We start from the raw sequence: 12,371 nt of genomic DNA on the forward strand, positions 1-12,371 counted from the left end.
TTAAGTTATATAAAAAATCAATAATGTCACAAAACGAAAAATCAATTTATACCTTACAATTCATTTTGCTTTGTTTGAGTTCTTTACTGTTTTCATCAAGTTTTAATATGATGATACCCGAGCTTCCAAATTACTTAAGCAGTCTTGGCGGAGCAGAATACAAAGGACTTATTATCTCATTATTTACATTAACAGCTGCAATTTCCCGTCCGTTTAGCGGTAAGCTTACCGATAAATGGGGACGTGTTCCTGTTATGGCAATAGGTTCTTCGGTTTGTGTTGTATGCGGATTTTTGTATCCAATTTTGAGTTCTGTTTCAGGATTTTTGTTACTGCGATTGGTTCATGGTTTTTCAACGGGGTTTAAACCAACATCAACATCAGCTTATGTGGCAGATATTATTCCGCAGCACAGATGGGGTGAAGCACTCGGAATGCACGGATTGTGTTTTAGTATTGGCGGAGCAATGGGGCCAGCATTAGGCAGTATGATTGTGAATGCTTATGGAATGAATGCAATGTTTTACAGTTCGTCGTTTCTGGCTTTTTTATCGATTATTATTGTTTTTAATATGAAAGAAACGTTGGCGACAAAAGAGAAACTCAACAAATCTATGTTTTATATTGGACGAAATGATATTGTTGATAGAAATGTGTTTCCAGCCGGAATTATTACTTTTCTTTCCTACACCGCATTCGGTCTTATTCTAACTTTAATTCCAGATTGGAGCGAACATTTAGGCGCAACGAATAAAGGATTGTTTTTCACAGCTTTTACAGTAGCTTCGGTTATGGTTCGTTTTGGCGCAGGAAAAGTTTCCGATAGGCATGGACGCCCAAAAGTAATCATGGCTGGATTAATCATAACTTCAATCGCACTTTTTGTAATAAGTGCAGGAAGAGATATCAATATGTTATTAGTCGGAGCTGGAATTTACGGCGTCGGCACGGGTATTTTGTCACCAGCAATTAGCGCATGGACTATTGATATGAGCAATCCGGAACATAGAGGAAAAGCGGTCGCCACTATGTATATTTCGATGGAACTCGGAATTGGTTCTGGCGCTCTTTTAGGAGGAACTTATTATAACGATCAAATCAACCGTATACCGCAAATTATCAGATTTGATATCTTGGTGTTAGTTCTTGGGATTGTATATCTTACGTATTGGGCGAGAAATAAAAGAAGAATTAAAGCGTAATTCTAGTGCCTTATTCTTTTTGAATGCCCAACTGTACTTTAAATTTACCATAATAAGGATTGTCGGCCATTAGAGAATGTCCGATGATTAAAATGTGAGTTCCTTTCTGTTTAAGAGGTATTTTCAAGTCCATTCCAAAAGGGCCGTCTGACGTTTTATCAGGAAAAAGAATTTGATTAAAACGAATATTTCCTTTTCCTGCATCTGGAATTATTTGAGCGTTTAATTCGCCCAAATCTTCATTTTTAAATTGAATGTATACTTTTGAATTTAGAGAATCTATATGGCCTTCTGCTGAAAACACATTTGCTTCATTCTTAAAATTCATAGCAATAGTGTCGCCTATTTGTTTATTCTCCTGCTTTTTTTCTTTTTGGACAACAGGTATTGGTGATTCAGCAGGAACTTCTTTGTTTTCCTTTTGCTGACATGAAAAAAAGAAAATGGAAATTAGAAGTACTGACAAATTTTTCATAACAGTATTTTTAGCTTAACATTTCAAAACTTCCAGGTTTTTCTTCGTTCTTATCGTATTCTCCTGCAAGATTTTCATTTGAATCTTCTTCTTCCCAGTCATTTTCATCATACTCTGAGTGAAAGTCATATTCAAGATTATCTTCCAATTCTCCAAGTTCTAAGTTGTAATGATTAGAAGCGGTCAGCCTATTGGTATAATCGCCATCTAGATAATCATCGTAATTTAATAATAGCTGTTCCTCATAAGAATTCATTTCAAATCCAAATTCTTCTGACATGTAATTTTCTGATCTCATATAAATAACTTTTTAATAGATGAATAATCATATCTAATGCTTCAATTAGATTATTCTAAAATTACAGCTTAGACTGCTAGTTGTTTTATATAATTTTCTTACAGTCTTGTCAAATTTTCATCTAACATGATATTAAGTTATAAAAAAAAGACAGGAACTAAAATTTCCTGTCTTTTATAAAGTAATAATTGAATCCGTTTTCAAGGTTTAATTATCAAAGAAATAAACAATCAGCATTTTACATGGCTTCGAACTTTTGTTTAAAGGCACGTGTTTTAATCTTCCATCAAAAAACAGAGAATCTCCTTCTTTTAAAGTATAGGTTTCGTTTGCTATAAGATAATCTACTTCTCCAGATAAAATATACTTGTATTCATAGGCATCAGTTGTAACTTGATCTCTGTAGCTGTTAGGTTCCAAAGTCAGAAATACAATATCGACCGTTGAATTTTTTATGGTGCGCGTTAAAAAACGTTCGTATAAAAATCCGCTAGAACCTTCTTTTTGAAACTGATCATAATCGTCTTTTCTTTTTATAATAACCAATTCTTCTTCTTGGCTGATATCTTTAAAGAATTCGCTGAGGTTAATCTGTAAAGCCGTTACTATACTTAAAAGAACAGTTAGCGACGGAATACTTCTTCCGTTCTCAATCTGCGAAATCATTCCTTTTGTGACCCCGCTTAAATCGGCAAGTTCCTGTAACGTAAAGCCTTTCTCGGTTCTATATTGTTTGATGCGTTTGCTAATCTCTAAAATTACAACTCCTTCCATGTTTAGTATAAGTATACAAAGTTTATTTTAATTAAACATTATTTTACCTTTTGTTTACATATAGTAAACAAAGGTATAGTAATATTGCACTGTAAAAATAAACAAAAAATATGGAATTAATTGTATTTGACATGGCTGGTACTACAGTCCAAGACGAAAATAAAGTTGGCTTAACATTACAGACTGCTTTAAAAGAATTTGGTTATGAATTTTCTATCGAAGAAATCAATGTTGTAATGGGATATGAGAAACCAGTTGCCATTTCGATTTTAATAAATGACGAAAATGTAGATGCATCTTTAATAAATAAAATTCATCAATCGTTTGTAGAGAAAATGATTGCTTACTACAAACAAAGCAACGAAGTTCAGGCTACGCCAAATGCTTATGAAACCATTCAGTATTTAAGAAACAACGGAATCAAAGTAGCTTTTGATACCGGATTTTCTAGACCAATTGCCGATGCGATTTTCGAAAAATTAAATTGGAAACAAGGTGTTGATTTTGATTTCAGCATTACTTCAGACGAAGTAGAACATGGACGTCCTTATCCAGATATGATTTTCAAAGCAATGGAACATTTTAATATTTCTGATGCTTCTTTGGTTGGAAAAATAGGCGATACCATGTCTGATCTTCAGCAAGGAGAAAACGCAAAATGCGGACTTGTGGTTGGAGTTACAACTGGAGCTTATAGCAGAGAAGAACTTCAAAACTACTATCACAATTATATTATTGATAACCTCTCAGAGTTAAAAAACAATCTTTAATTTTTTAATAAATCATGAAAACATTCCTGTATGTTGTTATTGCATTGATCTTTGGTTCTTCGTACGCACAAGAAGTTAAAGGTAAAATTAGTACTGAATCTGGACCATTATATCCGGCTTCCATTTTGATTGTAGAAAAATCAAAAACAATAACCAATGACCGTAATGGTAATTTCTTTATAAAATTAGAACCTGGAGTGTACCATTTAGAAATCTCGAGCGAAAATTATGTTGCAAAACATATTTCGGTAACGGTTTCTAATAAAAATGTTGATTTAGGAAATGTAATAATAGGACAGGAAGAAAAGTTAGATGAGGTAGTTTTAGAGTATTACACTAGCGGAGAGAAAAAGGCAATAGAAATGCGCCAAAAATCTAATGCGATTATGGATGTCGTAAGTGCAGATGCCATGGGCAAGATGCCAGATATAAGCGCCGCAGAAGCGGTTCAGCGAATTCCAGGTGTGAGTATAGATCGAGATCAGGGAGAAGGAAGATATGTTACCGTAAGAGGTACGCCGTCTCAATGGAGTTCGGCAACTATAAACGGTGATCGTATGCCAGCAGCAAAAACTTCGGGAGATTTATTAGGAAATCGTACCGTTCCGATGGATTTATTGCCAACAGAATTTCTGGAATACATTCAGGTAATCAAAGCCATAACTCCAGAATATGAAGGTGATGCAATTGGAGGAACAATTAATTATATTCCGAAATTTTCTCCTAAAAAAGAAACGCTTCGTATTACAGGAAGTATTCCGGTGAACTTGCGTGCCGATGATAAAGTAGGTTTCAATAGTACGGTTTTGTACGGTAACCGATTGTTTAATAAAAAGTTTGGTTTTTTAGTAATGTCCAATTACAATCGCCGTACTTATTCTACAGATGATTATGAAGTAGTTTATGGAAATGAATTGCATAACGTAAACACGCTTGATGTGCGAAATTATCAGGGTGTGAGAACCAATACGGGATTCAATGCTGCGACAGATTTTCGTTTCAACAAAAGAAATAAAATCTATGCAAGAGGCTATTATAGTCAGTTTTTGGACGAAGAAGACAACAGAAAAACGATGCATTATTTTAATAAAACAACGAGTAATGCGGTTTTAAGATGGAGTACAGTAGACTATTTGTTTAAAAATTATGGAGGTGAATTTGGATACGAAAGCAAATTGACCGACAAATTGAAAATGAATGCAAAAGTAGCCGCATATACCTCGTGGGCTGGCTACAACGGACCTTCGTCTGCAACTAAAAACGATCGTGGTTATTATTACGGAAACTGGATTCAAACTGTTAAATATGACAATTTGGTTAAGGTGGATGGCAAAGATTATAAGTTTCTTCAAGGAGACGGACCAGCAGGTTATGTTGGTGATCCAGCAAACAACATTCAGCCGCATTTTGCTACGGCCTACGATCCAGAAAAATACTATTTGGACAGATATGTGACTTCGATTCGTAATGTGGAAGAAAAAGACAAAGTTGCCGCTTTAGATTTTGATTATGATGCCAATGAAGATTTAAAAATCAAATTTGGAGGAAAATTTAGAGATAAAAGAAGCACTTACGACTATCGTTACATTACTTGGATTTACGATACAAAAGCACCGAAAGCGTATTTAAATCAATGGGAAAGAGAACCTTTTCCGACGAATAATTGGTTTCCTGAGCTCAACAATACTTACGATAATTTGAAATTCAATTATCCAACAGAACGTTCTTTTATTGATCCAATGGGAAATCCTGCGATTGCAAAAAACTTAAAATATAATTATCAGGATGCCACAAACTCAAGTTATGCCACAGGTAATTATGATGCAACCGAAAAAGTTTGGGCAGGTTATGCGTCTGGAGAATGGGATATAAACGAAGATTTCCGTTTTGTTGGCGGTATTCGTTACGAAAATACAGCAGTAGATGCCAAAAGTTATGAGTTTAATGATATTACAAAAGTCGTTACGCCAGTTTACGGAACTAAAAATTATGGAGCCTTTTTGCCAATGGCACATTTAATTTACAAACCGTCTAAAAAGCTAGATTTGAGAGCGGCCGTAACCAGAACATTTGCACGTCCGGCTTTTAACGAATTAAGTCCGAGCACCAGAGTAAATCCAGATAATCATACTGTGGTAGAAGGAAATGTGGATTTAAAACCTACTTTTTCTTGGAACTACGATGTAATAGGAAGTTATTATTTAAACAAAAGCGATTACATAACAGGAAGCGCATTTTATAAAGATTTGTCGGATCTGATTTATACACAATCGCATGATGAAATTAGAACAGTTGGCGGTGAAACGTTCTTATACAAAGTCTCAAAACCATTAAACTCTGATAATGCCTTTTTATACGGATTTGAAGTTGGTTTTAATAAAAAGTTTTCTGAATTGCCTGGATTTTTAAGCAATTTTAGTTTAAAAGGAAATTATACTTTTACCAAATCTGAAACCACATTGGAAGGAAGAGGAAATGAAAAAATCGGATTAATGAATCAGTCGCCAAATATTTTCAATGCATCGCTTATATACGAGTATAAAGGATTTGCAGCACGACTAGCAGCCAATTATCGTGAAGCATTTTTAGTTGAGATTCGTGATAATCCAGGAGCAGACCGATATCAGGATAAAGATTTTCATTTGGATATGAACCTTTCGTACACGACGCCAAAGAATATTACTTTTTTCATTGATTTAAATAACCTTAACAATCAGGAATTACGATATTATCATGGTGTAGTTTCAAGGCCAGAACAAGTGGAATATTACGGGTTAAGAGGCCGATTAGGAGCAAGTTATAGATTTTAATATTCAGTAACATACAGATAACATTCAAGCAGTAATATTGCCTATTTTATATTAAGATGAACAGAAGACGTTTTGTAAAACAATCAATGCTGGGGATGATGCCGCTGCTGTTCCCTTCGCCATTTTTATCGCTACTGAATTCAGGTGAAAAAAAATATTTTATTCACGGAATCGCTTCAGGAGATCCAACAGAAAATGCCGTAATAATCTGGACGCATATCAATACTAATTCTATTGGAGATTGTACCGTAGAATGGCAAATTTCGACCGATAAGAATTTTAGAAAAGACATTCAAAAAGGTTTTGTTGCCACCTCACAAGAGAAAGATTATACGGTAAAAGTTGATGTTTTGGGGCTTAAAAAAAATCAGACTTATTATTACAGGTTTATTTATGAGAATGTTATTTCTGATGTAGGAGTTTGTAAAACGCTTCCAGATTCAGCTGTAAAACCTTTGCAGATTGCGATAATAAGCTGTAATAATTATGAGGATGGTTATTTTACTTCTTTCCGTCATATTGGAGAGAATCCAAATATCGATTATGTTTTTCATTTAGGTGATTATATCTACGAGTACGGAACAGGAGAATATTGCAACAAAGTTTTTTTAGAACAAAGCAACAGAATAAATGATCCGCTTCATGAACTCGTTACGCTGGCAGATTACAGAAAAAGATATGCTCTTTATCGTAAAGATAAAGAGCTTCAAAAAGCACATCAGCATAAACCTTTTATCTGTATTTGGGACGATCACGAATTGGCTAACAATGCGTATAAAGACGGTGCCAAAAATCATCAGAGCAACGAAGGAAAATGGACAGACAGAAGCGCGGCAGCGATGCAAGCTTATTTTGAGTGGATGCCCGTAAGAGCAAAATCGGCTGAAGAAATGATTCGCTCCATAAAAATCGGAAACGACGCTAATTTCATTTTTCTGGAAGAAAGATTAGATGGAAGAGACAAACAGCTTATGAGCAATGATCTAGGCAAACAAAGTCCAGACCGAAAAATGATTTCGTACAAACAGTTTAAATATTTATCTGACGAATTAAAAAATAGCAATGCCCGTTGGAATTTTCTGGTCAATCAGGTTATGTTTACGGGGTATAAAAGCAAAAAAGAAGAATCGGTTAAAGAAGAAGATTGGTGGACAGGTTATCCGTATCAGCGAAATAGACTGATTGAAGTTTTTCAGGGATTAAAAAATCCGCCGATTATTTTAACGGGAGATCATCATCAAAGTCATGTTTTAGAATTGTATGCAAAAGATGAGTTTTCAAAAGAGAATTTTGCAGGATGGGAGTTTTTAACGCCTTCGATAACTTCAAAAAATGACGATCGCCTTTCTGAAGAAAAGATAATCAAGAAAAGTGAAATGCTTTATAAATTAAATCCGCACATGGTGTACAATAACATCTCGGCTCACGGCTATTTTATTTTGAATGTGGCGCAGAAAGAAATAAAAATAGATTACAAATTCAACCAAGATATTCTGCTGCCAAATAGTGGAGAAAGAAATGGACCTCAATTTAAAATTGATAATTTAAACAACTTAACAAAAAATGTGTAATTCATGCGTAATGCTGTTTGATGACAGAGAAAGAAGTATTCTTCCTGAATTTACAGCACTTCCTGAACTTAAAAAGGGAGAAATTTTAGTAAAAAACAAATACGCAACTTTATGCGGAAGTGATTTGCATACTTTTACAGGAAGACGAAAAGAACCATCGCCAATAGTTTTGGGTCATGAAATTGTGGGCGAAATTATAGAAATGGCTTCCAATGAACCTTTTTATGATTTGAATGGAAATGTCTTAAAATTAGGAGACATCATTACTTGGACGATTTTTGCAGCGCCAGAAGAAGATGAATTTGTAAAAGATAAAATGCCACAAAAATCGGCTAGTTTATTTAAATACGGACATGTGAAATTTACCGAAGAGGAAAAATTCAACGGAGGTTTAGGAACGCATTGTGTACTTAAAAAGGGAACAGGAATTTTAAAATTGCCTTCATCTATAAACCAAAAATTTGCTCCAATAATCAATTGTGCCGGAGCAACTGCAATGGCTGCTTTTCGATTAATCGATACAATTGAAAATAAAAACGTACTGATTCTTGGTGCTGGAGTTTTAGGTTTAATTGCAGCCTCAATCGCAGATCAGAAAAAAGCGGCTTCGATTACGGTTTTGGATATTGATGATGAAAGACTCACAAAAAGTAAAGATTTTGGTGCGAAATATAGTTATAATGCACAATCGCCAATTGCTGAACTTGAAAATATTACTTCCCAGTTTTATAAAAAAGGTTTTGATGTTATAATCGATATGAGCGGTTCTGTAGAAGCTATAAAAACAGGATTGCAATATAGCGCAATAGGAGCACAGCACATTTGGATTGGAGCTGTAACACCAACAGAAGATATTGCGATAAATCCTGAAACGATGATCAGAAAATTATTGAGCATAAAAGGAATGCACAATTACAATTTTGAAGATTTTGTAAATGCCGTTTCTTTTTTTGAAGATCATTTTGAAGATTACCCTTTTCAAACTTTCATCGAAAAAGAATTTGAACTTAAAGAAACCAAAGAAGCATTTGAATATGCTATAAAACATAAACCTTTCAGGGTTTTAATCAATATTTAAAAATGAGAACAATCTCAAAAAAATACCAAATGCTTTTTTTAACCATGTTTTGCTACCTGTTTTTCTATACGGGCAGACATAACTTTGGGTGGGCAACAAAAGCAATGAGAGAAGATCTCGGAATCTCGTATACTTTTATTGGCTGGATTAGTTTTGCCATGCTGATTGGTTATTCAATTGGACAGTTTATCAACGGAAATCTGGCCGATCGTTTCAGTCCAAAATATTTGGTGCCTCTTGGAGCTTATCTTTCAATTGCTTGTAATTTAGGTATAAGTTTTACGCATTCACCATACATGATTTTGATTTTATGGTTTTTAAACGGTTATTTTCAATCGATGGCATGGGCGCCAGGTGGCAGAATTATTGCCAATTGGTTTTCTAGCGAAGAAAGAAACAAAGCATTCGGAATGTACACCATGGCGGCAGGATTTTCGTCTGCTGTAACTTTTGCGATTTCCATTTACATTACTTCGCTGCATTTAGAATGGAGAATGCTTTTTAGAATTCCCGTTTTATTGCTTTTAGTTTCAGCTACTGTTTTCCTGATATTCATAAAACCTTCGCCAGTTGCAATAGAGAAAAAGTCTGGAGGATTTAATTTCTCTGAAATCAAGAAAAACTATAGCGATGTTTTAGGAAACAAAAAGTTCCGAATTGTTTGTCTTGCATTTGGTTTAGAAAGCATGGCGCGCTACGGATTAATATTTTGGATTCCGGTACACTTTTTAGGAAACGATTGGCAGAAAGATCCTTCCTTAATTTGGGTAACATTCTTGTTGCCACTTGGCATGGCATTGGGCGCCTTTTCTTTTGGACAGCTTTCGACGCATTATTTTAAAAGTAATTATCGCTCCATTTTTTTCGGAATGCTCATTTGTTCGTGTCTTTCCTTTTTATTGTTTTTTACCCATAATGCAAATTTACTTGTAGTAAGTCTGTTACTTATCACCTGCGGATTTTTTGTATACGGACCTCAAGCAAACTTTTGGGCGCTATGTCCAGAAATTATGGGAACAGAAAGAACTGGAACTTCTATCGGAATAATGAATATGTGCGGTTATTTATTTGCCGCTTTAGGCGAACCGCTCCTCGGATTTATAATTGAAAGAACAGGAGAAACTAAATTTCTGTTTGCAATAATTGCTTTAATCTGTCTGCTTTCTTCGCTGATTATTTATACCGTACAAGGAAAAAAGAAGCTTTAAAAATATTGTGTTTATGTTTTGATAATTTTTGTCAGGTGAATTTTTTGCTTGGCAGAAATTATCTTTTTTCATAGGGATTAAAAGAAAAGACGGAAAATATATTGTTTATACTCCTTTTGTTGACTTGGCGGGATTACAAGATATTTTATGTAAATCAAAAAAAGGCCTGATCAACTTAAAAGGATTTGATTTGAAATCAGATTTGTAAAAAACATAAAAAAGCGTTTTATTCTTACTTTTTTGCATCTCTTTAAGGAATCGAATGATAATTATGTTGCAAAAATGTTGATTTGTTGATATTAAAATTATATTTGTGCAAACAAACAATGACAAAAAATTAGCTCAGAAAAGGGAAATATTAAAATTGATGAAACGTATTACAAAGAGCTGTTTTATTCTTTGTATCCAAGACTTGTGAGTTACAGTTATGGTTTTGTCAAAGACAGTTTTCTTGCAGAGGAAGTAGTCGGAAATGTTATGTTGCAGCTTTGGGAAAACCGTGTAAAATTTGAAAAGATAATTGATGTTAAGTCTTATCTCTACACTATGGTTCGAAATGGTTCATTTTTGATCTTAAAAAAAGAACAGAAAGGAACAGAATTGAATAATGAATTATCTCACGAAACTTTAGATTTTGATTTTACTATACTGGAAGAAGAATTATATGCGACTTTGATTCAAGCCCTGAATTCGTTACCAGAAAAATGCAAAGAAGTTTTTGAACTTTCCTGCATAGAAGGATTGAAATACAAGGACGTTGCTGAACAGCTTAATATTTCGATAAATACTGTTAAATCTCAGCGTGCCCGCGCGATAGAGTTATTAAAGGTTAAACTCAAGAATCACTCAGAACTTTTATTCCTTTTATTATTTTTATAAAAAAATAAAAAATCTTTCCACCCATTTTTGATATTTTAAACTCTTAGTTATATAACACTACCTAAAGTGTTAATAACCGATACTTAATATCAAAAAAAATATGTCTCAAGGAAAGAAAGAATTTGTAATCGCATCTCTTATAAGAAAGGAACTTCTTACGGGAGAATTATCGATTGAAGAAAATGCTCTTTTGCAGGAATGGCTTTCTATACCCAAAAATCAAGAATATTATCAAAAAGTTATTGAAATAGAAACTATCAAATCTAAGGAAAGATTTTATAAAACTGTTAATACAGATTTAGCTTTTGAAAGAATTAGAGAAAAAATTGATTTTGGAGAAGCTCCTATAATTTCACTTTTTGGTTATAAAAGGGTGTTAAAATATGCAGCAGTTTTAGTTTTTTTAGCTGCAATTTCTTCTGTTTTCTATTATCTGAACAATGATAGTAAGGAACAAAATCTGGAAGTGGTTGTAAAAAATATACAACCGAAGTATAATAATCCAACGCTTGTTCTCGCAGATGGAACAGTTATTTCCTTAGAACCAAAAAAAGAAAAAATCGTTTCTAAAAATGGCGTGATTTCAAATCTAAATCAGGTTTTGGTTTATGATGCAAAAGATGTTCAAGGAATGGCTTCAGATGGAGAAAATACTTTGATTGTTCCTATTGGCGGCATTTATGCCGTTAAGCTTTCAGACGGAACCAAAATCTGGCTTAACTCAAAATCATCTTTAAAATATCCTGTGAAATTTAGGGGAAATATTAGGGCTGTAACATTAGAAGGTGAAGCCTATTTTGAAGTGGAAAAAAATCCTCATAGTCCTTTTATAGTCAAAACCAAATCTGGAAATGTTACCGTTTTAGGAACACATTTTAATGTAAGTGCTTATCAGGATGACAAAAAATTTGAAACGACACTTGCGGAGGGAAAAGTGAAAATTTCTCAAATAAGTAAAACCGAAAAAAACGAATCTGTTATTTTAAAACCTGGACAGCAGGCTAGTGTTCGTAACGAAACTATAAAGGTGGTAGAAGTTGATCCTTATGGTTATAGTGCATGGAAAGACGGTAAGTTTTATTTCGAAAATGAGAACCTGAAAAATATTTTGGACAAAATGGAAAGATGGTACAATTTTAATGTGAGGTTCGAACAAAAATCATTAGAGCAGATAAAATTCACAGGAATTGTTTTAAAAGACCAACCAATCGATCAATTTTTGGATATAATTAGAAAAACATCGAATGTGAAATATAAAATAACCAAAATCAACCAAACGTATGAAGTAACCATTAGTAAGTAAAAA

The 12,371-nt window shown here is 33.8% G+C and carries 11 protein-coding genes; 8 read left to right on the forward strand and 3 right to left on the reverse strand.

Annotated features, from left to right (window positions below):
* Window positions 1–23: 23 nt before the first annotated feature.
* Window positions 24–1,202, forward strand: coding sequence for an MFS transporter (locus AC5ZCW_RS07910; protein WP_202003360.1), 1,179 nt, complete (start codon window positions 24–26; stop codon window positions 1,200–1,202).
* A 10-nt stretch (window positions 1,203–1,212) separates the two neighbouring features.
* Here the strand turns inward: AC5ZCW_RS07910 and AC5ZCW_RS07915 are convergent, their stop codons facing one another.
* From AC5ZCW_RS07915 to AC5ZCW_RS07925, 3 genes are all read right to left on the reverse strand, one after another.
* A complete protein-coding gene (locus AC5ZCW_RS07915; RefSeq protein ID WP_496118962.1) occupies window positions 1,213–1,677 on the reverse strand; it encodes a hypothetical protein in 465 nt (154 codons plus the stop codon).
* Window positions 1,678–1,687: 10 nt separating this feature from the next.
* Window positions 1,688–1,975 (reverse strand): hypothetical protein, encoded by a 288-nt coding sequence (locus tag AC5ZCW_RS07920; RefSeq protein ID WP_281633406.1) that lies wholly within the window; start codon window positions 1,973–1,975, stop codon window positions 1,688–1,690.
* 207 nt (window positions 1,976–2,182) lie between these two features.
* Window positions 2,183–2,749, reverse strand: coding sequence for a helix-turn-helix domain-containing protein (locus AC5ZCW_RS07925; protein ID WP_496118963.1), 567 nt, complete (start codon window positions 2,747–2,749; stop codon window positions 2,183–2,185).
* A 110-nt stretch (window positions 2,750–2,859) separates the two neighbouring features.
* Here AC5ZCW_RS07925 and AC5ZCW_RS07930 point away from each other — a divergent pair, with 110 nt between their 5' ends.
* The 7 genes from AC5ZCW_RS07930 to AC5ZCW_RS07960 all read left to right on the forward strand — a co-directional run bounded on the left by AC5ZCW_RS07930 (window position 2,860) and on the right by AC5ZCW_RS07960 (window position 12,368).
* Entirely contained in the window at window positions 2,860–3,519 is a 660-nt protein-coding gene (locus tag AC5ZCW_RS07930; protein ID WP_496118964.1) for an HAD hydrolase-like protein, read from the forward strand.
* Window positions 3,520–3,533: 14 nt separating this feature from the next.
* On the forward strand, window positions 3,534–6,329 hold the full coding sequence (locus tag AC5ZCW_RS07935) for a TonB-dependent receptor (RefSeq protein WP_496118965.1): 2,796 nt from the start codon (window positions 3,534–3,536) through the stop codon (window positions 6,327–6,329).
* Between the two features lie 56 nt (window positions 6,330–6,385).
* On the forward strand, window positions 6,386–7,900 hold the full coding sequence (locus AC5ZCW_RS07940) for an alkaline phosphatase D family protein (RefSeq protein ID WP_496118966.1): 1,515 nt from the start codon (window positions 6,386–6,388) through the stop codon (window positions 7,898–7,900).
* Window positions 7,893–8,978: a zinc-binding dehydrogenase gene (locus AC5ZCW_RS07945; protein WP_496118967.1), complete on the forward strand. Its 1,086-nt coding sequence runs from the start codon at window positions 7,893–7,895 to the stop codon at window positions 8,976–8,978. The genes AC5ZCW_RS07940 and AC5ZCW_RS07945 overlap by 8 nt, the downstream gene beginning before the upstream one ends.
* 2 nt (window positions 8,979–8,980) lie before the next feature.
* On the forward strand, window positions 8,981–10,186 hold the full coding sequence (locus tag AC5ZCW_RS07950; protein WP_343541597.1) for an MFS transporter: 1,206 nt from the start codon (window positions 8,981–8,983) through the stop codon (window positions 10,184–10,186).
* 387 nt (window positions 10,187–10,573) lie between these two features.
* On the forward strand, window positions 10,574–11,065 hold the full coding sequence (locus AC5ZCW_RS07955) for an RNA polymerase sigma-70 factor (protein ID WP_343541976.1): 492 nt from the start codon (window positions 10,574–10,576) through the stop codon (window positions 11,063–11,065).
* Between the two features lie 100 nt (window positions 11,066–11,165).
* On the forward strand, window positions 11,166–12,368 hold the full coding sequence (locus AC5ZCW_RS07960; protein WP_343541599.1) for a FecR family protein: 1,203 nt from the start codon (window positions 11,166–11,168) through the stop codon (window positions 12,366–12,368).
* Window positions 12,369–12,371: the final 3 nt, after the last annotated feature.

The sequence above is a fragment of the Flavobacterium sp. PLA-DH12 genome (genome assembly GCF_059511845.1).

Bases quoted from the DNA above. Each gene is read 5' to 3' on its own strand.
- AC5ZCW_RS07940 (WP_496118966.1), top strand. From the start codon at position 6,386: ATGAACAGAAGACGTTTTGTAAAACAATCAATGCTGGGGATGATGCCG.
- AC5ZCW_RS07920 (WP_281633406.1), bottom strand. From the start codon at position 1,975: ATGAGATCAGAAAATTACATGTCAGAAGAATTTGGATTTGAAATGAAT.
- AC5ZCW_RS07915 (WP_496118962.1), bottom strand. From the start codon at position 1,677: ATGAAAAATTTGTCAGTACTTCTAATTTCCATTTTCTTTTTTTCATGT.
- AC5ZCW_RS07945 (WP_496118967.1), top strand. From the start codon at position 7,893: ATGTGTAATTCATGCGTAATGCTGTTTGATGACAGAGAAAGAAGTATT.
- AC5ZCW_RS07950 (WP_343541597.1), top strand. From the start codon at position 8,981: ATGAGAACAATCTCAAAAAAATACCAAATGCTTTTTTTAACCATGTTT.
- AC5ZCW_RS07960 (WP_343541599.1), top strand. From the start codon at position 11,166: ATGTCTCAAGGAAAGAAAGAATTTGTAATCGCATCTCTTATAAGAAAG.
- AC5ZCW_RS07925 (WP_496118963.1), bottom strand. From the start codon at position 2,749: ATGGAAGGAGTTGTAATTTTAGAGATTAGCAAACGCATCAAACAATAT.
- AC5ZCW_RS07910 (WP_202003360.1), top strand. From the start codon at position 24: ATGTCACAAAACGAAAAATCAATTTATACCTTACAATTCATTTTGCTT.
- AC5ZCW_RS07930 (WP_496118964.1), top strand. From the start codon at position 2,860: ATGGAATTAATTGTATTTGACATGGCTGGTACTACAGTCCAAGACGAA.
- AC5ZCW_RS07935 (WP_496118965.1), top strand. From the start codon at position 3,534: ATGAAAACATTCCTGTATGTTGTTATTGCATTGATCTTTGGTTCTTCG.